This is a genomic window from Iodobacter sp. CM08, from assembly GCF_033446605.1.
In the GTDB taxonomy this organism is placed as follows: domain Bacteria; phylum Pseudomonadota; class Gammaproteobacteria; order Burkholderiales; family Chitinibacteraceae; genus Iodobacter.
In genome coordinates, this window is sequence record NZ_JAWQUO010000054.1 from 1 (window position 1) to 26,559 (window position 26,559).

A 26,559-nucleotide genomic window follows, 5' to 3' on the forward strand; every position below is an offset into this window, starting at 1 on the left:
TGGCAAGGGGAAGGGGCGCAGTTTGTCGCAAAAAGCTTCATTGATGTGAGGCAACAGTCCCAAACCCCTGTTCAGACCGGCGATTTTAATGGCGATGGCCTGAGTGATTTTGCGTATTACTCCAATTATTATAATGAGAATCATCAAAATCTGTTATTTGGTACGGCTGCAGGCGGATTCAGTGATTCTGGGAAAGCATATATGGGGGGCATCAATCAAAACGTTGTGTTCCTTACTGGGAATGCAGATGGAGATAACCGTCAGGACGTAATGCGCGTTTCGCGAGAAACCGATGGTACGTTTAATTTAACGCTATGGCATCGTGATGTGTCTGACTTTAGCAATTGGGGCACGACGAATTTAGGCCAGGGCAAGGGCGAGGATCGCTTTTTTGCGGCGGATATGAACGGGGATGGGCGGACGGATCTGATTCAGATCTGGAAGAATGCCGATGGTAAAGCTGTCGCCTCGGTATGGACTGTTGGTTTGGATGGAAAAACATATACCAAGCAAGATGAAACTACGCTTGGCCTCCATAATGATAGCGAGCAAATCATTCTCGCTGATTTTACAAAAAACAAGCGTGCTAATCTGGTTCGCGTTTGGAAAGATGCAAACGATCAATCGCATTTTGATATCTGGCAACTGACTGGTTCAAGTTTGGCGTCTGTAGGTATGCAAGTCACTTCTCCTGCGGGCAATACGGATTCAAAACCACATTTCTTTGAATTGGATTTAGGTAATCCAGCTACACCTGCTCCCTTTAAGCATTCAGAAATGACATCACCTGCTGTGCAGTATGACAGAGGTATTTTTGGTCCGTTTATCACTTCGGGAGAAGTCCTGCCTTATCCTGATCTTAAGGTTAGTGATTTCAGGATAGAACCAGCTGGCCCTTGGACTTCAGGTCAAACACTCACGGTGCATTGGACAACGACTAATGCAGGCGATAAAGCTGCAGATTTAGGCTGGGCAGAACGCTTAGAGGTTCGTAACCTAAATACTAATTTGGTGATCGCTGCTAGTTCGATACTTGTTACTGGCGATAATGGGCAAACTGTGTTTGTGCCAGAAGCGACTCGCTCACATAGTGCCACTTTAGTTTGGCCCCATGGAGTGAATTCGATAGGTCAAATCAGCTTTAAAGTGGTAATCGATAGTAATAACAATATTGTTGAATACAATGGGCGCGGAACGGGCGAGACTAATAATGTGATTAGTCAAAAGATAGTCCAGGGGGCAGATTTACGAGTTAGTGATTTGCGAGTGGTACCATCTGAAGTCTCCGCAGGTGATCAGCTAGCGGTGCTGTGGAATATAGAAAACATTGGTTTAGTTTCGACTCCGATAGCTTGGAAAGATCGAATTACGGTAATCAACCGTACTACGGGTGAGAAAATTTTTGATAATGTGCTTAGCTATGATCCTTCCCTTACGGGAAATGGCGATATTGAGCCGAATACACATCGCCCGCGCGCATTTGCTTTCAAGTTGCCTGAAGGTCTTCGTGGAGTCGGTGATATTGAAATCACGGTAACTGCAGATCAAGACATCGCTGGGCAAGGTGTTATTTTTGAAACTAATCTGGCGAATACTGCAGAAACAAATAACAGTGCCAGCACTCATGCTATTTCTATAGCAAGGCCATATGCAGATCTACACGTTGATGCATTTAGTAATCAAGTAACTGGTATTGGTAGCGAACCTGTAACTGTTAATTGGACAATTTCAAATAAAGGATCCATTGATTCGTCTGTGGATTGGAATGATCAAATTGTCTATAGCACCGATGCCATTATTGGCAATGCTGATGACGTTGTGATTGGATCGGTACGCCATCTTGGCGGTCTTCGCTCTGGTGATAGTTATAGCCAAACAGCAGTAATCAAAGTGCCTGTGCGAACCGGCGGGCAATATTATTTAGGTGTACGTGCCGATGCACAACGAGAAGTTCTGGAGCCAGACACGCGTGCTGATAATAATAGTCAAGCTAGTCCTATTTTATTGGATACCCCTTATGCCGATTTAACTCTGAATTTTGTGAGTGCCCCTGAATCGGCAATGAGCGGTGAGAATGTGATGATCTCTTGGGAGGTCGTGAACAATGGTAATGCTACGACCGACCTTTCTCAGTGGAATGATCGAGTTGTATTGTCACGAGATAAAATTTTTAGCGCAGAGGACTTAATTTTAGCTGGGTCAGTGACCCATTCTGGTTTGTTGGCTCCCGGTCAAAGCTATATCGGGAAGGCAACTATTTCCTTGCCTCGTGATTTGAGTGGGGAATTTTATGTCCTTGTAGATACTAATAGTAACCGAACAATTACTGAGCTGGGTCATACAAGTAACAATAGTGCAAGTAGCGTGGCCACCTTGAAAGTGGGCTTAACGCCAGTTGCGGATTTAGCTTTAAGTGATGTGGTTGGGCCAACCATATTGCGTGCCGGTGATTATGCGACGGTAAATTATATTGCCAGTAATTTTGGCACTGCCAATGCCACGGGGGCTTGGCGAGATCGAATTTATTTAGATCGCGGGGCCGCAGAGTTATATGAAGTTGCCAGCGTTTTGAATACTGAGGAGCTGGCAGCTGGCACCAGTGCGATGCGAAGCGTTACTTTCCGAGTTCCTGTCGGTATGCAGGAGGGAGAATTTCGTTGGGTGGTCAGAGCTGATGCCGACAATACAGTTTATGAGCGAAATGGGGAGGTGAATAACCAGTTGAGCTCGGCGGAGACCGTACTGGTTACGCGGCTTGATTTAGCGGTTACCGAAATTAAGGGGCCATCTTTTACTCAATCGGGTCAGCAAATAAAGATCGAGTGGACTGTTAGTAATTTGGGAGGGGATGCTGTTGGAGCATGGGTTGATCAGGTTTTTCTTGTTAAAAATGGTGTGCCGAAGAAAGTTGGCGAACTGATTCATAGCGAGGTACTGACTGCAGGAAATAGCTATACCGCAACAGTTAATTTTGAAATTCCACTGGATTATTCTGGTGAGTATGAGTTACTTGTTATTACAGATGCCAAGCAAGTTCTGAATGATAGGGGTAGGGAAAACAATAAATCAACAAGCAATTTGACTGTTGATTTAGCCCCATATGCCGATCTCGTGGTTTCTGATATTTCAGCGCCAGCGATAACCATTGATGATCCTGCAATTTTAAATGTGTCGTGGAAAGTCATGAACCAAGGTACTGGCGAAGGACGAACAGCAAGCTGGGTTGATCGCGTTGTGATGTCGCAAGATGACATTCTTGGTAATTCCGATGATTGGACTGTTGCCGAGTATTTGCATGTTGGGGCATTGGCAGTTGGTCAATCTTATGTGCGTAATGAGCAGGTGTTATTACCGCCTAAAACCACAGGGCGTTATAAGTTATTTGTGGTGAGTGATGCTAAATCTCAGGTTTTTGAAAGTACGCTTGAGGCGAATAATAGTGCTCAGGCTGGGCATTCCATTGACGTCATGCCAGTTGCGTATGCTGATCTGCAAGTGCAATCTGTGGCGGCTTTAGGTGTTGCTGCAAGTGGCCATCCGTTACGCGTCACATGGGACGTTGTAAATAAGGGTATTGGTATTACGGATCGCGCGGAGTGGTCGGATCAGGTCTGGTTAAGTCGCAATGCAGACGGAAGTGATCAGGTTGCCAATATAGTTAAAGCAACCCATATTGGGCCATTGGCTGTTGGCGATAAATACACGCGCAGTATCGATTTCACTTTGCCGGAAGGTCTTGAGGGCAATTTCTACTTGAATGTTCGAACAGATGGCCCATTCGAGTTTATTTTTGATAAGAACAATACGGGTCATAGCGTTGCTATTCCCGTCACTTTGTCTAAGTCGCCAGATTTATTGGTTGAGTCAATTACATTGCCAACTCAAGCGCAGGAAGGTGCATTGCTAGAGTTAAGCTGGACCGTTCTGAATCAAGGCGAAGTAAAAGCAGAAGGGTTGTGGGTTGACACTATTGTTCTATTACCAGCGGACGGTAATGGTAGTGCAGTGACGATCGGCCAGTTCACTTATGATCGAGGTTTGGAGTCGGGAATTCGTTATACCCGCACTGAACAAGTTCGATTGCCAGGTAAAATTGAAGGGTTGTACCGAATCAAGGTTATTACTAATGCCAACTTAGGCTCAAGTGGCAATCAGGCTTATGAGCATGGAGTGGCTCGTAATAACAATGCCCTTCTTTCGAATGGTACGACGGATATTACGCTGAATGTCCGTCCAGATCTTCGAGTTACTGCGGTTGCATTGCCAGAACATGTTACTGCAGGAACAAGCACAGGACTGCGCTATACAGTATCAAATCAAGGCCCCGCCCCCACTTCAGGTCGCTGGAAAGATAAAGTTTATTTATCTTTAGACGGCACTTTGAGTGCGGATGATGTGTTAATTGGGCAGTTTGATAATGTATCGGCTTTAGCATCAACAGAAAGCTATTCCAATGACACCGGAATTGTAAATATACCAATTCGGTATCGTGGTAATGCATATCTGATTGTTGTTGCTGATGGCCAAAATAATATTGATGAGTATCCAAATGAATCAAACAATGTTAAGTCCGCCAGTTTCTATGTAGATCCGGTTCCGTTTGGCGATTTGCTGACCAGCGATGTCGTTGCGCCAGATCAGGCTGTGCATGGATCCACTATTGAAGTTCGTTATAAAGTCAGTAATAAAGGCAGTGCCACGACGCGTGGTGAGTCCGCCACGCTGAATACGTGGACTGATACGATCTGGTTGGCTCACGATAAACGCCGTCCGGGTGCATATAAGGGCGACGTTTTATTGGGATCAGTTACGCATACCGGAAACCTTGCGGTAGGTGATGATTATCTGGGGACGACGCAAGTTTCTATTCCAGACACTATGCTTTCAGGTAATTATTTCTTGACGGTTTGGAGTGACACTTATGATGCAATTCTGGAAGACACTTTAGCCAGCAATTTAAATCCGGATGATCCAAGCCAATTTGATAGTAATAATTATAAAGCCCGTGCAATAAGTATTCTGGGTATCACGCCTCCCGATTTAGTTGTTGCCACTGTGTCTGCATTAGAGGCTGCGCCTGCGCCTGGTGCTTACACGTTTAGCTATACCGTTAAAAATGTGGGTGATGTCTTTGACGGTCAATGGTCGGATGTTGTGTATATCGCAGACAATCCTGACCTTAGTAAAGCAAAAGAAGTCTGGACGTTGGGCAGCTATGAACAAAAACGTTCACTGGGCAACGCTGAAAGTTATTCGGTAACTCAAACGGTTCAGCTTGCACCATCAGTGAAAGGCCGATTTGTTATTGTTAAAACCAATGCAACGTCATCATCAGGGTTCAATGAGTCGGATGTGCAGAATAATACGAAGGCTAGTGCTTCGTTAGTAACAAATCATCCGGCGGATTTACAGGTTACATCGATTGTTACGCAGGCAGAGAATTTTTCAGGGGAAGAAACATTAGTGAGCTGGACTGTCGCCAATCTAGGTGAGGCAGTTTGGTCTGGTACTCGTGGTTGGGTGGATTCTGTATTTTTTAGTCGCGACCCTGTATTTATTCCTGAGCGCGCTACTGCATTGGGGGCTGTTGTGCACTCCAATGTATCTGGTTTAGCGTCTGGAGGGACCTACACCTCTTCGACAAAAGTGAAGCTCCCGCCTGGCACTGATGGGCCTTATTATATTTACGTTATTACCGATAGCCAGCATGATTCACCTTATCTGAATGCTGAAGTGAGTGCGCAAGCGCAAGTAGAAATGCTTCAAGGTGAAAATGACTCTGCGCTTAATTATCATTATGTTACGAGTGTATTTGAAGGTTTACTCAATACCAATAATATTGGGCGTGGTGAATTAAATGTCACCTATCGTGAGCCTGATTTGCAAATTGACACTATTCAAGTGTCCGATGTTGCACCTTCTTCAGGGCAGCAAATCACAGTAACTTGGACTGTTACCAATCGAGGAACAAGAGAAACTAGAAGCTCTGGGTGGTTTGACGGTGTTTATTTATCCCGTGATGCGTCATTGGATGGTTCCGACCATGCTTTAGTTGATCGCGGATCTGAGTCTGAAGTGATGTTGCGCGTGCGTAGTTCCGTATTATCTGAAAACGGCCGTGCTAAATTTCTTAAGCCGGGTGAATCGTATACAAATACGGCTACCTTTAATTTACCCGAGTCCATTAGTGGTCAATTCTATGTTTTAGTGAAGGCGGATACTTCGACTTTCAATTCCTATTCAGCAGAGCCAAGCTCGATTCGTGAGGCTCTGAGTACAGTTCAAGGCTCTGGGCCAGGTTCGGTATTGGAGTTCAAGGATGAGGGAAATAATGTTGCCTCATTGGCATTGCCGATTACGTTGGCGACCCCTCCTGATTTACAGGTTGCAGCCGTTCTTAGTAACGTAGAGAAAGTAATTGCAGGGCAAAACTTCAGTATTAATTATCAGGTTAATAATGCGGGTGGCGATACACCGAGTGACCAGTCCAGCTGGAATGATCTTATTTATTTGTCCAAAGACCGCTTCCTCGATGTTAATCAAGATCGCTATCTGGGGTATGTATCTCATTCAGGCGGATTGGCGGCGGGTAAATCATATTCAGGTGATTTGACTCTCACTGCGCCACGTGATTTAGAAGGTTCATATTACGTCTTTGTCATTACTGACCCTGCACGTGCATGGGGCGCAGGTGAATATGGCAAAGTTCGTGAATTTAGCAAGGAGCAAAACAATGCCAGCGCAGCAATTCAGCCATTAGTTATCGAAACGCCGCCACCCGCTGATTTGGTTGTTAGCAACGTTGTTATTCCAGCCACAGCCAATGTGGGTGATGACATTCAGATTGACTATATGGTAAACAATGATTCGATCAATCCAGCATTGGGTCGCTGGACTGATGCTTTATATCTCTCAAGTGATAATCAGTGGGATTTGGGCGATATTCTGCTCGGTAAAGTCGATCACAATGGTGGGCTCAATGCCAAAGAGAGCTACAGCTCGACGCTAAAAACGAAATTGCCGCCATTGAAAGATGGCTCATGGCGCATTATTGTTCGTCCCGATCTCTATAACGAGGTCTTCGAAGGTAAGATTAGTTACACCTCAACAGGCTTGTCGTTACCACCTGGTGAGGCAAATAATCGCCAGGCATCGGGAGGCATATTGCAGGTTAAGGTGCCTGAGCTAATCATTGGCAATACGCTATCCAGCATGTTGTCAAATGGGCAGGAAATGTTGTACCGAGTCAGTGTCGCGGCAGGTGAAACCTTACGGGTTGTACTTGATAGCCAAGCGCTCAGTGGTGCGAATGAGCTGTATATCCGCTATGGTCAAATCCCAACGACGTCAGCATTTGATGTGGCATATAACAATCCTTTATCGCCAGATCAACAAGTGTTATTACCAAGTACGGTAGCGGGGGATTACTACGTTTTAGTTCGGTCACGTCAAGGTGATCACGCAACGCCAGTGACCTTGCGTGCCGACTTGATGCCACTCGCGATTACCCGCGTAACACCCGATCAGGGCGGTGTGGGTGATGATGCTCATCGATGGGTTACCGTTGATATTGAAGGAGCCCGCTTTAAGGCGGGCGCATTAGTCAAATTAGCCCGTCCGGGTGTATTCGAAATTGAGCCGGAACGCTGGCAGGTATTGGATGCAACACATATCCGTGCGGTATTTGACTTGCGTAATGCGCCGTTTGGTTTGTATGACATGACGGTGATTAATCCTGATGGGCAGCATGTGACGACTCCGATGCGCTATCTGATCGAGCGAGGCATTGAAGCGGATGTCACGATTGGCATTGGTGGTCCGCGCGAGTTAAACCCTGGTGATAAGGGTGTATATAGCGTGTCGCTGCAAAGCTTGACTAACGTAGATACACCTTATGTGAAGTTCGAATTTGGTACGCCTGAAATGGGACGTAGCGAGGACGTTCTTTCTGGGTTGAATTTACCCTATACCATTTTTGGAACGAATGTTGTTGGCCGTCCTGATGGCCGAACTGTGGATGCTGCAGCTAATACTCAACAGTACGGGCAATCACCAGTAACGGGTACGTCGCGTAAAGATATCCCGTGGGCGCAACTTGATGGCGCTCTGAATACGTCGGGTATTAATTTAGCGCCAGGCTATGCCATGGATGTGGCTGCGGGTGGTTTTGTTGGGATGACCTTTAATGTTCAAACTTACCCTGGTCTTGCTGAGTGGCTGAATTACGATTTTGATGGTTTACGCGACAAGCTGTATGCCGTTCGTCCAGATTGGAAGGCTCAAGGCTTGTTAGATGGCGGCGTGGCGGATCTCGATAAAATTGCTAAAGGATTGGCTAAGAAATTTTTATCACATGAGGCTGATGAGCACATTACCAAGCAAGAAGCGCTGGCGATGCCGTTCCGCTTTAATGTGGTCGGCGCGGCAACACCATTAACCCGTGATGAGTTTATTGCCGATCAGAAGCGGCATGCATTGAAACTGCGCACTGCTATTTTGGCAGATGCGACAGCACCATCCAATCTCAGTGTATTAGCTGCTGATGAAGTGCAGTGGATTAATGGCTGGTTGGGCGCATTAGAAGCGGCAGGTTTATTGCGACCATTGGCAGAAGCGCCACCGATTCGAGAAAATGCCAAAGTTATTAGTCTGAATGCCACGTTGGCCTCGGGCATTTTATTGGCTAAAGGTGGCGAGAATTATCGCACTCAGGCTGATATTTTGGGTTTCTTCGCCAAAGTACAGCAATGGTATGGAGACACTGCAAAATATGCAGGTGATTCTGATGCAAAAATAGCTGGTATTGAGTACACCGAAACTCGCGAGGATGGTGAAGGTAATTCTGCTGAAATTCCTGTCCCTAAAATGGCCGATGCATCGCAATATGATTTGCATGCAGCACAAGACACCCATTTATTGAATTTTAATGTATTTGCCGGTGGCAGGACTGAATTGGAGTATCTGCGTCATATTGGCGTATTAAATGATAAATTCGAGCCGATTAATGGGCAAGCTTTAAATCTTACGAATTATTTGCAACAAGCCGCTACAAAAAGTGCTGCTGATCAAGCTATCGTCAGTGTACGGGGACCACAAGGTATATTGGCTGAAAATGGTGCAAGTTATGTACCTGCAGATACTGCATTGCCTTATACCGTGTCATTCAATAATCTGGGCAATAGCGCAGTTGGGCAACTGAGGATTGTCACTGAGATTGACGCAGATTTAGACATTCGCTCATTGCGCTTGGGCGATTTGAAGCTCGGCGATATTAATATTCATGTGCCAGATAATCAGGCAAATTTCCAGTCAGACTTCGACTTTACGGGAAGCAAGGGTTATATCCTGCGCGTGAGCGCAGGAATTGATGTGGCCAGCCGTGTGGCGACATGGCTGTTGCAAGCGATTGATCCTGATTCCGGCGAAGTATTGCATGATGCAACACGTGGATTATTGGCGCCAAGCAACGACCCAAGCCAATCGGCGAATGCTGCGACGCTTAAAAAAGGCTTTGTCAGCTACTCCATCCGTTCCGCTGAAGGTGCTCAGTCCAATGCTGAAATTAAAGCCAAGGCACGAATCTTAATTGATGAAGTGCCTCCGGTAGATAGTATTGCGACCAGCTGCACTTTGGATGCAAATGCACCGACAACTCAAATCACAGTCAGCTCTTTGGGTGTTAACGCCCAAGGTTCGCCTGCATTTGACGTGAAATGGAATGCCACTGATGATGCCAGCGGGGTTAAATCCGTAACGGTTTATGTTGCTGAAAATGGCGGAGACTTTAAGATCTGGCTACGTCAATTACCAGCGAGTCAAACTCAGTCTATTTTTACTGGAGAGACAGGTAAATCATATGAGTTCCTTGCTGTTGCAACCGATATGGCGGGCAACCGTGAAGCAGCTTCTGTGGCTAATGCTGTACTGCCGGATGATGGTGGTCGACAAGAAATTCTTGATAATTTAGGTGTCACTGAAAACCTAAAGCAAACGGCTGAATTGCCATTAGCAAGTGCAGATCGCAGCTATGCAAGTAACACACTGTTTACACAATCAAGCCAACGCTTACTAGGCCAAGTCGCTCAGCAGCAGCTTTCTGATTTGAAAACAGTACTGGCGCCCTTTGCGGTACGTGGTTTTGCGGAAGGCTTTGCACATGGTGATGCAGACATAGGCGCAGTCGCTATGATTGAGCTAGCTGATCACAGTGTTGTATTGAGTGCGGGTATCAATCGCAATGAAGTCTTCCACTTTAGTAAAGAGGGCGGCCGGAGCACTCAGCCACTCTTTGTATTGGATCAGCCTGTTTTAGATATGGCGCTTGATGCCCAAGGTCAATTGTGGGTGATGACGGGTAATCAATTGTTACAGCTGGACGTTGGATCAGGAGCAATCATTCGCCAAATCAGTGGGCCGAATCATGATCCACTGACGCATACCTTAGCGATCCAAGCACAAACGGGTGATATTTATGTGTCATCAGGAAGTGGCGTTGAGGTCTTCCACCCTGCAGAAATTGATGCGAATAAAGCGTGGACACATTTCAGTAATCAAAAAGTAAGCGATTTGGCCTTCGGCCCAGATGGCCGACTCTGGGGTGTGCGCTGGACGGGGTCCGATATTATGGATGCTCAGGCCAATGCGACCAGCGATATTCTGAGCTTTAATATGAACGGTCGCCTGAAAGGCCGGCCTGAGCTTGAATATCGTCTTGTTGGCTTGGTCGATAGCATCACCTTTGGTGCGGCTGGTAGTGTGCTCGACGGTTTAATGCTGGCCTCATGCAATTTAGCTCAACGCGCTCAGACTTCAGCTACTGATGTGGCGCCACATCAAGCTAATGTGTGGATGGTTGAGTTGCAATCAAAACGAGTACTGCAACTGGCATCAGGTGGCACACGAGGTGAAAGTATCATTGCCACTACGGATGGGCGAATTCTAGTTGCTCAAACTGGCCGTGTTGATGAAATTGCAACTTTACATGCTCCTGTTGTCAGCGCCATATCTGTACCTGATGGCTCATTCTTGCCACTGCCTGTCGGGCAGATTGGCGTAACGTTTGATCAAGCCATGAAGGAAGGTAACTCGACTGATGCAGGGAGCGTATTGAATCTGCAAAACTTTACGCTGCGTACGTTAGGCAATAATAGTGGCGCGATTCTTAATCCGAAATCAATTCGTTGGGATGCCGCAAACCGAACGGCTTGGCTTGATACCACAGGTTTACCTGCTGGCCAATATCAATTGACGATTAGCCATACATTAACAAGTGCAATGCAAGCCGGCCTTGAGCAGGATTACATCAGTACCTTTACCGCTGTGTTGGATATGAGCAGCCAGGTCAAAATCGAGTACAGCAATACACGTGCTAATCGGGCGACAGGTGAAGTGAGTTACGATGTGAATCTCACGAATATCGGCCTCGATGATTTGCGTGGTCCATTGATGTTGATGCTGGATCCAGGCCGATATTTTGCTAATAGTATTCAAGGGGCGGGCACGGGCAGCGCCGATCAGTCTGATCTGTGGATTCTGGATCTCACAGCTGCATTGCGTGGACTTGGCGGCAAACTAGCTGTCGGTGCTACCTTGGCCAATCAAACAGTAACGGTTACACCAGCAAGTCGCTTTGCAACACAAGCAGGCATGACGCAACTGGCGAAGTTTAATCTGAGCCATAGTGTTTACGCTGTGCCACAAGAAAATATTCCACCTGTATTGCAGCTTGTAAATGGCGAGGCAGCACTGGCCGCAGCCAGTATTGGGCAGGGGTGGTCAGGGCAAATTGAAGCGATTGATGCCGATGGCACTCAGTTCTTCTGGGAATTGGTGCAAGCACCTTCAGGTGTTACTTTAACGCATCAAGCCGCAGTGACTTCGGCTGCTGATGGGTATCACGCTGTTGCGACACTAAATTGGACACCAACAGCCAAAGACCTAGCTAATAGTGAAATCATTGTACGAGTGCAAGATAGTCGTGGTGGTGTAGCGACGAAACGTTTTGCTGTTAACGTGAATGGTGGAAACTTTGCGCCAGTCATCTCCCCGATTAAGGAGATTACGCTGGCTGAAGGCGAGGTACTGAGCCTGCCATTGTTAAGCTCTGATGCGAATGGTGACGCACTCACAAGTAGTGTGCGTAATCTACCTGCGGGTGCAATGTTCGACGCTCGCACTGGCATCTTAAGCTGGGTGCCTAATTACGATCAGGCTGGGCGATACACTGATATCACTATTATCGTCAGTGATGGCAAAGCCACGATATCGAAGCAACTGAGCATTACTGTTGAACAAGGCTATGCGAAGCCAGTTTTAAGCGCTGTTGCCCCGCAAACATTGCGTGAAGGTGATCGCTACGCCTTGCAATTAGCAGGAATAATGCCGGGAGGCCTGGTTCAAGCTGACGGCACTACGATCAGGCTTGAATACTCTGCGCCTTGGTTACCTGCGGGCGCAGTCCTTAATGCTGAAACGGGTTGGTTGACTTGGACGCCTGGCTTTGTACAGCATGGGCAATATCGGGTGCCTGTTACATTAACTGCAACCTATTCAATGCCTGGGCAAGATCCCGTTGTAACTGCAGTTATTCAGCAAATTGAATTCAATGTTTTGAATGCAAATGGTGCTCCAGTCTTTACGCCAGCTGAAACGTGGAATGTGTTAGAAGGGCAGCCACTGCGTATTAGTGTGTTTGCATTTGACCCGGACAATCCTGAATTTGAACCCAAAATTCGCATGTCGGCCAGTTCTGCGGCGATCGGGCCTGAAACTTCTGCGCCAACCGTGACGTACAAGGTAGATGGGCTACCACAAGGTGCTAGTTTCGATGCAGAAACCTTAGAAATTGTATGGACTCCGGGCTACGTTCAGGCGGGTTCTTACAGTATTACGGTAACCGCAACAGACGACGGCGACGGCACTGGCACACCTGCCGTGAGCCAGATTATATTGCCGATCATCGTTAATAACGCCAATCGCGCCCCTGAAATTGGCAATATTAGCAACGCCTTTGTAGACAAAGGCGGCGTACTTGAAATACCTGTGACCGTATCGGATGCCGAAGGTAATCCGCTGCAAATTTCTTTATCAGGCTTGCCTGCATTTGCGACATACACCCAAAATCCGTCTAATGCAGACGGGACGGTGACAGGGATAATCCGTTTTGCGCCGAAAGAGGGTGATCGTGGTGACTATACAATTACCGTGGTGGCGCAAGACAACGGCGATGGGAATATCAATCAATCGCTCACCCAAGCGAAAACCTTTGTCTTAACCGTACGCAGTAAAACAGAAGCGCCTGTGATCACCTTGCCACGACAAATTGTTGCGGTGGTTGGGCAGGCGATGAGCGTACCGATCTCGGTTCGGGATATGGATCAAGATGCATTAAATCTCCGCGCCCTTGGACTGCCAATTGGCGCTGTGATTACAGCGCAAACTCAGTATGGCCAAGCCATGATGACATGGACACCCACTGCTGATGACGTTGGTGCACATGATATCGATATCATCGTGAGTGATAGTGGTCTGCCTCCGCAAGATGCGGGTTATACCCCGGATGGAATTACGCCCGTTGCTAATGTGACCACACAGCGCCTTCGTGTTGTTGTGCGGACAAACAATGCAAGCCCGGAAGTGCTTGGTATCCAGTTGAATGGCAAAGCAGTTGCTGACAGTGCGGTTGATGCAATCAAGTTAAGTGCCACCGAGGGTGTACCGCTCACACTGGAATTATACGGCCGCGATACTGACATTGATCTTATCAGTTGGAGTGCAAGCAACCTGCCGCAAGGCATGACGCTAGAAGTGCCGAGCAATGCCAATGGCAATCGTGCTTTATTGCATTGGACGCCAGGTCTGTTTGCCGCGCAAGACGATAATCTGGGTGGGGGTCACGCAGGAATTTGGCGTTTCCAACTAACTGGCAGTGATGGTGCTGCAGCAGTGGTACGTAACTTTGAAATTCAAGTTGCTAACGTCAATCAAACACCGCGCTTACTGGCGATGCCGCTGCAATTGGTCAATGAAGGCGATACGCTTAGCTTCACGATGCGTGCGGTGGATATTGATAAAGACGCTGTCCGTATGAGTCTGGTGTATGACGCTACAACGCCGAAAGGGATTCAATTTGATGGCAATACTGGCTATTTCGAATGGACGCCAGATCAGGAAACGGTCAACAACGCGCAAGCAACAAATCAACCGTTCACACTAACCTTCCTTGCTACGGACGGCGTTGCAACCACGACGCAAACGGTACAAGTACGAGTGTTTGATGTGAATCGCGCACCAAGCTTAACGGTCAGCAATCACGCTGTGATGGTTGGACAACAACTCAGCATTCCCGTTGCGTTTGGTGGTGTTAGCAATGGCATTGTTGCGCTGGATGCAGATGGCAGCGTGCAAACTCAAGCTTTGAACGTTAGCTTTGCAAATTTACCAGAAGGCGCTACTTATAATGCACAAACCCACCAATTGAACTGGGTTCCAGGCCCAGGTCAGATTGGTGATTTTGTTGTTAGCGCCATAGTGAGTGATGGTTACAACAGCAGTAACCATACTTTTGTGATTCGTGCTGTGGCTGACAATGCGGGTAATGCACCAAAAATCAGTGTAACGACCACGCCAAGTGGCCCAGCATTGCCAGGGCAAACGGTATTAACCACGGTACGGGCTGATGCATGGAGTGGTATTGCCCAACTTAATGTTGCAATGCGTCAAGTGGGGAGCGAGCAATGGGTAGCTGTTGCGCTCGATGCTGCTGGCCGCGTTCGCATTGTCCCTGAGCAGGCGGGCATTGTTGAGTTGCGTGCTACTGCGGTGGATCGTGATGGATTTAGTTCTACTTACACTCATCAATTACGAGTGAAAGATCCCGCTGATACCAGCGCACCCGTATTGAATTGGGTGGCGGATCTCGCAGGCGCGAGTGCTTTCACTGCGCCCGTTGCAGTGACTCAAACCTTGGATTTACTGGCGCAATTGCAAGAGCGCCAGTTGATGGGCTACAAGCTGGAAATTGCTGCCGCCAATAGTACAGATTGGATGACTTTGGCACAGCAATCGGCCAATGCTACAAATATCAATCAGCAAACGGCCTTGGCTCAGCTTAATCCATCCTTGCTGGCAAACGGGATTTATCGCTTGCGTTTGTCGGCTTGGGATTTGGCGGGGCGTACGAGTGAGATTGAAGCTCGCATCATGATCGATACGGCGCAAAAACAGTTAGGAACGCAAACAGCTAATGATGCGCTTTATCAACTGGCAGGCCATTCTTTGGCATTGACTCGCGTGATTGATACTGCGACAGGTTTAACTACTGAGGGGGATTTAGGTAATTGGCGCTTGCCGATACTTGATGCTCATTTGACGAGCGATCAGCCTGCAAGGACCACCAGCGGTGCATTAGCGCCATGGACAGAAGGCGCGCGAGTTTGGCTGCAATTTCCTACCGATTTGGCTACGGCCAACGCACCATTGCGCAATTTGAGTTTTAAGTTAAGTACCAGCAGCCAGAGTTTAGGCGATGCTGTTAATTCACCCGTTGTGTGGCAACCGCAATTTAGCAATGATCAAGGTTGGTCACTGCAAGCCTATGCGAATGTTAGCGCTAATGCCCCTGAATGGCTGATTAAACAAGGTCAACACTTGTATAGCCAAACCACGGGTCTGCCTTGGGCGCCAACGCATTACACACTTACCGCACCAGATGGCACTCACTATGAGCTGGACGCTGCAGGTAAGGTGACATCGGTACAATTCAGTGATGGTGCACAATGGTTAGTCTCTGATGCGGGTATAGCCGTCGCTGGCTCAGCCAGCAATGCGCGTATTGACATACTGCGCGATGCACAAGGCCGTATTTCGCGTATTACGGGCCCAATGGCCGAAGGTACACGCAGCACGGCTTATCGTTACGATGTGCAAGGCCGCTTAATTCTGGCTCGTGCGCTGGATGCCGTGGATATGGGAACGCCGTATGGCTACGACAGTAATGGCCAGCTATTTAAAGATGCCATTACCGCCAATCTGGGCGTCGCAGGTAATTGGCATGCAGCTACTCCGCAATGGAGCGGCGAGCTTAGCGCTGGTCAAACTACCAGCATTGCCTTTACTGTCCGCGACAGTGAAATTGCGTCGACGATTCACACTCCGGGGGGCCAAGGCGCGATCATTATCGCAATTGAAAGCAACGCAACAATCCACGTTGAAGGCACAACCTTACTGGGAACGAAAATTCTCAATGGCAAGCAAACCAGCTTACTGCGGGTTACTGAAGCAGGGCTGAAGCTGATTCGTCTCTCGGGTAGCGGCAACGCCAGTGTACGCGTGTCTATCGCTGGTGATCTAAACCACGATGGTGCAATCAATGGCAGCGATAGCGCTGCTTGGGTTGCAGCTGCCGCAACGGGTGATGCTTTGGGGGATCTGAATGGTGATGGAACAATTGATCAAACAGACCGCCAAGTGCTCTACGCCAACTATGGCTGGCAAGCTAATCGCGCGCCAATTGCTGCTGAGCAAAGCACAGCGAAAACGCATACTGATTTGTCAGCCGAAATTACGCTGAAATCCATCGCGCAAGATTTAGAAGGCGATAGCGTATTCTGGCGCGTACTTGGCAGCACCCACGGCTCTGCTAAATTGGCTGCCGATGGGCAAACCCTGCTATTTAGTCCGGAAGCGGGCTACGCGGGCGAAGCCACGATTCGCATACAGGCGGATGATGGTTTCATGGCGGCGGCGCCGATTGAGATTAAGGTGAATGTGAGCGGCGCGAAGCTGATTGCTATTCAAATTAACCGCCAAATGTTGCTTAAACCTGGTATGGCAAGCAAGTTGGCAATTACTGGTGAATTTGAAGATGAGCATCAAGTCGCATTGTTTGGTGATTATTTAACTTTTCAATCTAGTAATTCTGCCGTTTTATCTATTGGAAACGATGCATCGGTACGGGGGATTTCAGAGGGTAATGCATATGTTATTGCGCGTGCTCGTGGCATTGAAGGTTTTAATGTATTCGCTGTAAGTGCCGATCCTCAGAGAAGAATTCTTAACGAGCAAGGCTTTGAGGTTGATGTTTATCCGCAGGCTATAGCTTTGCCAATTGATGGATTGCGGCAACTAAAAGTTAAGCTTTTGGATGGAACTCTAATTACATCAAAAGAATCCGGTACACGTTATTTTCTAGGAAATACTAATGTTGCTGAAATCACTGAGAATGGATTAATTAAAGCCAAATCAATTGGTGAAACATGGGTGTACGTCATTCATGCGGGAATGCAGCATCAGATAAAATTAAATATTCTTGCCGCAGAAGTTGATCGTGGAGTTATCACGCAAGGTGATGGCTTAGTTGTGAAGGATCTCCATGGTAATACAGTCATGGTTCCGGCTAACTCTTTACCAGATGGCGCATCTGTTTCAATATCAAAAATAGATATTCAAAATGTAGGCATGCCTTTACCAAAAGTTGAAGGTCTTTCCGCTGTTGCAGTATTTAAACTAGATTTTGAAGGTAATGCGAGGTTGCCGCTTCAATTGGCAATTGATTTAAGCCAGATTGTCGACTCCACGACAGGTAAAACGCATCATTATGAGGCTGGCACAGAAGTTTTATTTTGGCGCAAAGGAGTTATCAGAGACGTTGATGGGTCTTTAAAAGAAACGTGGTGGTTAGTTGATAACGGTTTTATTGGTGACGATGGCGTTGCACGTACTGCAAGTCCACCTTATTCAGGCATCACAGGTTCTAATGGTGTTTTCCTTGTTTCAACAATAGATAAGAAAAATAGTGATGCAAAAACAGGAGAGGTGAAAGTTGCTGCTGCATTAATTAATTATAATGCCATTTGGGCGGAAATGGCTTTTGTCGCTATGGCCCCAGCTGCATCAGCAGCAATGAGTGCACTCGCTATTTTTGCTTCTTTATCTTCGGTTTCAGCGATCAAATACACCTTAGAGGGCTCATATCGAGTTCCTGTGAGTCCAACTGATTTTGAGATTGATAAAGTAACTCAAACTTTTCCTGTTGCACCAAAATCAATTGTCCATCGTCCTATGATTACGGGCTTTGATTATGATAAAACTACAAAAAAATTGACCGTGCAAGGAGATGGTTTAATTCCGCCAGGTGGTAGTTATGGGAATTACAAGATAAAAATTTGGCTTGTACCTCGTGGAAATCAAATTTATACACCAAGTGAAAATGCGGAACATGGTCTGATATGGAAAGGGTTAGAAACTTCATGGGCTGGGTTTAATAAATACGAAGCGATTATTCCCGATGATGTCGCTCTTTCTATGCATCTTATTTATGTGGAACGTATTGCATTAATTCCATCAGATGATGGATCAATGGTTGAGAGCTATCCAGTTGATAGTGATCCAGTACAAGCGTGGTCATTGGGCACTAATAATGTTTTGGTGACAACACGTTCTAGTATTGAAATATTTCAAACGGAAAAGCCATCAACAGAGGCTAATAGGGAGCAAAAGCTAGTAGCTCGTATCAATAAAGATGAGAAAGGCAATGCACTCAAACTTTATGGTCGATATGGAGATCAAATTGTATTTTCAAACGATGGAACATTGGCTTTTGTTGCCGCTACCGACAGCCAAATATATGTCGTGGATATGTTAACCAATACTGTCGCCTATACATTGAAAATTCCTGGTGCAGCAGCACGGTTAACAAGCCTTGCTGTTAATGATGGTTGGTTATATGCATCTGAAGGTAATGCAGGTGGTGGCGCTCGATTAGTAAGGGTCAATATTGATCCAATGCGAGATGAATTTCTTAAGGAAATTCAAACTATTAAATATGCTTTTGATGCGCCGTGTGGTTTTTCTGATATGGCCATTAATAATGGAAGCTATTTGGCAATTACCGCTCCTAAAGTCAGTACTCTTTGGAATAAATCAAAAGTAGTTGGCAATATTTATGTGATTGATCTTAATAAGATTGATCGGTTTGGTGAATTTATGACGGATGCAGTTCTTGAAATTACTGCTGCCAATTTCCCTGTGGCTGGAAAAGGAGTGTTCCCATCGTTTATTACTAGCGGCAAGGAAAACGGTGAATTCTTTGTGTCTAGTTCTGGCAATATGGATGGTGGCGCTGTAGCGATACAGGCTGGCTTGGATAAGAATGGGAATCTTAATAAAACTGTTACTGGTTCAACAACAAAACTTACACCAGAAAACAAATCTGGTGAAATGAACTGGAAGAATGCAAAGTTCCAGCAAAATATTCAGCAAGCTTATGGGAATGTGGTTGTTGAAGTTGATGGCATACAATATGCATTAATTGCAGATTATAATTTCATTTTTAATGACCCACGTTATTACGATAATGGTTATGCGTACGGTTCTCAGGGGCTTGTTGGAAAGCAAGTTGGCGGTAAGATCGGGGTTATACAAGACCCATTTGGCCTAAAAGGCGATCCTAAGTATTTAGGTGCAACAACGCCAATTGTTGGCGGTGCAGTTGATCATCTGACACTTGGGAATGATGGGAAGTTATATGCAGATGTATTTATGTATGATGATCCATTTCAGCCAAACCGGTCATTCAAATCTTTATTTGTTTGGGAGGCTGCACAGGTCGTGGCGAATGCCAAAGCCAATAAAAAAGCAACAACTCCAATTGATCGATTGAGTGGCGGAAGTGGTTCATCTGCAAATGGGCAGTTTATTATGCCGTCGCGGTTGGATGGCGCTCAGTCTGGCGAGCACTTTGGCTGGACTTATGGAATTGGTACATACCAAATACCAGGCAGATTTAATACATTAAATACGGTTCCTGTAGATCTTCCAGAGTTCAAGCCCGGCGCGGCCGGAAATGTCTTTAAGGAAATGCTGGCTATTGATGATATTGCTATAGCTAAGCGTCGTGAAGATGGTACTTATTCTGCTGCTGAGTACTTAGCTAAAAGTACCGTTTATAACGGTTGGAATATGTTTACGCTGGGTTTTGTTGATCGTCAGGCGGCAAGGTACCAAAGCTATACATATCCATCTGAGAATAAAGCTATTAGCGATAAATCATATTGGTCTGCTACAGCGCTAGATACAATATTAACATTTACTTCATTCTATGGAGCAGGTAAAGCAGGGAGCTATGTAGAAAGCAAATTGGGCAGCGGTATGTGGGGGACTTTCCATAAGGAGCTCGCTATCGATCTCGTGTTGAATACGGGGGTATTTGCTGGTGATGTGATTAATAACGTTGTTACAGGAAAGGGAACGATTGAGCAGTCTCTTGTTCAGCTCAGCACAGGCACGCTCCTTGGCGCTGGTTTGGTTGGGATTGGGCAAATTATGAGTTTGAAGCCTCGTAGCGGCTCAAAAGTGATGTGGGATAGCCCAACTGAACTGAACCCAACGGGTATAAGGTTAAGCAGCCCAGTGATGTCTGCTGCCACTGCCGAGTCGCGTTTACTAAATACGCTGGCGGATACAAGTAGTACTGAAATGATGATGCAATCGGGTAGTGTTTTTAAGGTGAGCAAAACACGGCAGATTGTGATTCCAGAAGCAGGGTCGATGTCGCTTACGGAGGCACTTGCGTGGCAAGTAAAAGTTGGTGAAACCCTGCCAGATATAATTTCTGAATTATCTAGTACCTTTACTAAACAAGAGAAAGCGCTGATTGCAAGCCGAATCATGGAAGGCACAATTTCGGCAGCACGGCGTGCAATGTCTGACGCTAATGCTGCGATGCAGCTTGGCAATATGCTACCCATCCGTAGTTTTGACGAGTTGAAGTGCTTACGTGGCAAAGAGTATAGCGGTGATGCTTTGTACGATCAGCTGATCAAAGATGCTGCGGATGCAACACGCCGACGTGGTCCGATGTTTGATCCAGAAGGTTGTTTTGTGGCCGGCACCTTGGTGCACACCAAAGACGGGTTGCGAGCGATCGAAGAAATCCAGGTTGGTGATTGGGTACTGGCGAAGGACGAGTCTGGTCAGGGCGAAACGGCGTACAAACGGGTGCGCGAAACTCATCGTTTTGAAGATAAGGAGATCTGGTATCTCGAATTTGCATGGCTGGGGTCTCAGTCTGAACGATCGTCCCAAGATCAAGGTTTCCTGATCTGTACTCGCAATCATCCGTTCTGGATAAAAGGGATGAGGAAATATTCGCAGGAAATTGGGCACGCAGTTCTTACTAAGGATTCAAATTCTCCATCTGATGTCTGGCTGCGTGCCGACTTGATCGATCCTGGTATGGTGCTGGAGCTGGCTGATGGCCATATGGTTTCGGTGACTAAGTCCTTGTATTTGGCGCAGACTGAAAATGCACACATCGGCTTTATTCAAGGCGATGGTGCGGTGGGAGCCTGGCAGGATGAACTGGATGGCCGATCCGTCGAGTTTACTGCTAATGGGCCGATGACCAATCTTAGTTTTAACCCCGATCGGGTTTATAACGACGAAATGGAGGGGAAGGGAGAGGAGTTTTTATTCCCAGTATATCGCACGACTGTGTACAACTTTGAAGTCGAGGGCTTTCATACGTACTTTGTCGGCGAAATGGGCGTGTGGGTACACAATACCAATTGCCAGGGAACGAGAAAAGAAGCGGAAGCACTGACGCCAGATCAATTGGAAGCGAAGAAACTGCTTAAGGAAAAAAACCTGACACCGGTCGATGACTGGCATATTTATCCGTCATCTAATGCTTTTCATTCACAGATTAAGCAGAAAATCGCGAATGGTGAGTCGCCCACTGGGTTTGCAGCTGCTTACGAAGCCATGACAGAAACATCTTGGTGGTCTAAATTGCAATCGAAGTTTGATGGGGCCATTAATTATGTTGAGGGCGGCGCGAAAGGACTTTACGCCTATGGACTAGGTTTTAATAATCCGTACGGTGGGTTATCGGTATCTATGATGGGTGATGGGCTTGTTGTACTTCGCAATAAATTGACTGATGTGGTTGAACAGCGCGTGCATACCAGCATGCTGGCTGATACCAAGGCTGGTAAATTTGGTTATCACGGTGAGTATATGACGCAGTATGTTGCTTGGCGTAATGCTGTAGCCGATGCCGAGGCTAATATAGCCAGAGCTGAAGCTGCCGGTAATTTGAACCACGGCATTACTATACCAACTGTTCCTAAAGATATTTTAGATAGCGCGAAAACCGTTATGGATACCTTGAACCGTAATAGTGCAGCACTATTTCAATATAAAGAGCTCTCTGGATTGATGTATGCGGTGGAAGATGCCGCTGGTGTTGATTTGCTTATCGACTTTATCAATGCCTCAATCAAAGATCCTGGATTGTCACTAAAGCAGCCTACCAAGGTTCTTCAGGGCTGGAATACTAGTGATCCGTTGAGCGAGCGATTGTTTATCACCGCACTGGAAAAAAACGGTAGCGGAAAAAATGCGATGTATACCACGCCGGATGTAATCTTTCATATTGAGAAGGAATATAACAGTGCAGGCCAATTTGTCGGAGTGAAAAAGGTCAAGGTCAAGACCTCTGATGTTGCTACACCGTTAGTAGATTCAAAGCAGACTGGACAGTTGATCGTTAGTCTGCAAAAGGCCATGCAAAAAGCCAGCATGAACTATCAGATGGTGTTGGAGCAGGGCGGTCGCAACACGAGTGATATTGATCAAGCGGCTCTGGATATAGCCTTGCAGCAGGCTAAAAAGTTTTGGTTGCAAGCGGGTGCATTGCCGTCGAATTTGGAAAATATCCAAGTACAGTTAGCTCAGCTTGATGGTGTTGCAGCAGCTTATCAGGATGGACATAACATTTATTTCGATGTGGATGCCGCTGGTTGGGGTTGGTTTGTTGATACTACTCCAGCGGAATCATCTGAATTCGAGCAGATGGCTGATGGACGTCTGTTGGCGCGCGCAGGGCATGGTGCTGACGGTAAACTTGATCTGTTATCAGTCATGATCCACGAAATGGGCCATAGACTTGGTTTACAGCACTCGTCTCATGAGGGGGTGATGGAGGCGTATGTTATCCCGAGCGAACGTATGTTACCTGATGCGGATGAGGTACGGTTGCTTGGATTGCAAGCTAAGGCCAGCAGTCGGGGTGAGTCGCATCAGTCGGAAGCTGTAATAGCTAAGCCACAATATCAGGTAGTGGCTAATTCTGGATTGATGTCCGGTTCATTTGATTCAGGGCTGGGCTGGGGATTGTACGGCAATGTACTTGTAGGGCAGAAAGAAGCCATATTACAAGAAGGGCAGATGCAGACCCGCCTCAACCAAGTCTTCGTCGTCGGCGAGCATGATCGCTTCCTACGCTTTACGCTGGCCAATAGCGCGCTGGATGATGTGAGCAATGGCCCGGATGATGTGTTTGAGGTGGCTTTACTTAATGCCAATACGGGTGCTTCCTTGCTCAGTGGTATCGGGCTGAGCCGTAGCGATGCGCTGCTCAATCGCCAGGCCAACGGCGCTGAGTTTGCCGCCAATGGCGTTACACATGTCGATAATGCCGATGGCAGCCGCACTTATCTGATTGATTTAGCAGGGATTGCGGCGGGTACGGCGGTTAATCTGTCGTTTGATTTGATTGGCTTTGGTGAGCAAGGCAGCCATGTAACCGTTCGCGATGTGCGGATGTTGGGTGGTTTGCAAGCGATAGATGATGCGGTGAGTACCGCAGAAGATACGGCGCTTGATATCCAAGTCTTGGCGAATGATCAGGGCGTTGATGCACAAACCAGGCCTGTTCTCGTCGCTGCGCCGCAGCATGGTCAGATTGCCGTGAATGCCGATGGCAGCTTGCGCTATACACCGGCCGCTGATTACTTCGGTAATGATAGCTTTACATATCTGCTCAAGAATGGCCAAAATGAATCGTTGCCAGCAACAGTGCAGATTGTGGTGTCGCCGGTGAATGATGCACCACTCGCTCAGGCCCAGGCGATTGTGCTGCCGGAAGACAGCAGCATTGTGCTGAATCTGCTGGCTGGTAGCCACGATACAGAAGGTAACGTGCTAAGCGTTCGTATCCTGACCCAGCCACAGTACGGCCAGCTTAGTCTGGGTGATGATGGCTTGTATCGCTATACCCCTGGCGCCAACTTTAATGGCAAAGACCAATTTAGTTATGTTGTCAACGATGGTGAGCTGGATTCTGCACCTGCAAGCGTTATGCTTACGGTAACGCCAGTGAACGATGCACCGGTTCTGACTAGCCAAGCATTGCTGGGTAGTGAAGATCAGGTATTGCAGGGCAATCTCTTGGCGGGTGCGAGCGATGTGGATGCTGATCAGTTGAGTGTTCAATTACTCAATCTGCCTGCACATGGCCAGTTGCAGGTCTTGGCCGATGGCACGTTCAGCTATACGCCAGAAGCAAACTTCAACGGCAACGATAGTTTTAGTTATCAGGTCAATGATGGCTCGCTGGCATCGAGTGTAGCGACGATTACGCTTAAGCTGGCGGCGCTGAATGATGCGCCACTGGCCCGCGATGCCCACTTCACCCTTACCGAAGATGGTTCTCTGCTGATTGATTTGGCGGCATTGGCAAGTGATGTAGAGCACGATGTACTGAGCTTTACCATCACCCGTGCCCCTGCGCATGGGGCCTTGCAACAATTGGCCGATGGCCGCTATCGCTATACGCCCGCAGCCAATTACAACGGTGCGGATGACTTTAGCTACAGCGTGAATGATGGTGAATTAACTTCTAATATAGCCACGGTTCGCTTGGCGATTACCGCTGTGAATGATGCGCCATTGGCGGCTAATTTAGCTTTGGCGGGCAGCGAAGATATTGCTTTGAAGATCGATCTGCGCTCGCAAATCAAAGACATTGATAGCACTAGCTTGGCAATCCGCATTGTCGCCGCGCCATTACATGGCCAGCTTACGCTGGGCAATGATGGGGGCTTTGTGTATCAGCCGGATGCAAACTTCAATGGCAACGATAGCTTCACGTATTTAGTGAACGATGGGGAGCTAGATTCAAGCGTTGCTACTGTCAGCCTGGTGTTTGCTGCGGTGAACGATGCGCCCATCGCTCGTGATGCGGCATTGACCTTGGCTGAAGATGGCTCACTGCGGATTAATTTACTTTCTATGGCAAGTGATGTGGACGGTGATGTGCTAACAGCGAAAATAATCAACTCGCCTGCTCATGGTCAGATTACACGCAATGCCGATGGTAGCTTCACCTATATTCCTGCTGCGGATTACAACGGGCAGGATACCTTGAACTATGTGGTGAATGATGGTCTGCTTAATTCGGCGGTCGCGACTATTCGTTTGACGATTACACCCGTCAACGATGCACCAGTGGCGCGCGACACGAGCTTGGCATTAAATCAGGCATCGAATTTGCGCATTGATTTGCCAAGTTTAGCCACTGATGCGGATCATGATGTTTTGAGTGCGGTGGTGTTGTCTGCGCCGGCTCATGGCAAATTGGTGCGTCATTGTGATGGCAGTTATTTCTATACGCCAGCGCTGGATTTTAGTGGTAAAGATAGTTTTACTTATCGGGTCAATGATGGTCGTATGGACTCGGGCGTGGCAACGGTGACTTTAAATGTGAAACCATTACCAGCAATCCAAACCTTGGATCAAAACATCGAATTCAATGGTGCATGGAGTAGTGCTCAGGCTGGTTTTTACCCTCGGGCAACGATTAATTTGCCAACAAGAGGTAATTATTTGCTCACATTCAGCATGACACCCGAAGCAGGTTCAAATTCGGCTGATTTAGTGAGTGTTACTTCTTATTTAAGGGCGATGTTCCCAGGCGCAGTGCCTGCAAATACGACTTACAATCCGAATCCGAATTTGGCCAACAATACCTTTGCGGATAGTTTGATTCTGACCTCTGTGCCAGCGGGGCAATATTATCTGGATATCAATGTCACTACTTCTCCTTATCCATATCATTGGAAAGGTAAGCTGAGCTTCAAGCTTGTGGCCTTGCCTGCAACGCTGGGTAATGGAGTGAGCAATATGTCCGGATTGAGTGAACGGACTCTTGCGAGAGCAGCGCCTGTGCCGATGAGTGCCACGCTCATGGGCGAGCCTATTTCAGCGACTGAAACCATTAAGCTGAGTTATAGCGTTGAATCAGGGGCTAGTTTGCGAATTAAATCAGCGGATTTAGGTGGAAATACGTGCCAAATGACGCTTGGCCCGGTCGCTAATGGCACTTTACAGCAGCAAACGAATGGCGATTACCTCTATACGCCGAAGGCAGGTTTTAGTGGTAAAGAACTCTGCACTTATACGGTGTTTGATAATAAAAAATCACGTAGTGCTAAGCTTGAGTTGAATGTGACTGCACCAGTGGTGAGCGGCAAAGCGATCATTAATAATGATCGAACCGCTAGTATTATCGTAGCCGCCAAATCGGCAGTCCAAGCTGTGGCAGTGCACGCACAAGCCAAGGTGAATATTAATTGGAGCCGAAATGCGGGTAGGGCAGAAACGCCAGCGCGTTTATGCCGCCAGGAAAATTGGCTCAATGAAATGTATCGCCAACCAGCGAAGGAGACTCAAAGTTTGGCTGAGAAGACGGGGCTGAGGGTGCGGTTGGAGCGCTGA

The 26,559-nt window shown here is 47.2% G+C and carries 1 protein-coding gene; it reads left to right on the forward strand.

The window, feature by feature from the left end; all coding sequences use genetic code 11:
* Positions 1-45: 45 nt before the first annotated feature.
* The gene (locus R6242_RS20595; RefSeq protein ID WP_318430508.1) at positions 46-26,559 is read left to right on the forward strand and encodes an Ig-like domain-containing protein; all 26,514 of its coding nucleotides are present in this window, start codon (positions 46-48) and stop codon (positions 26,557-26,559) included.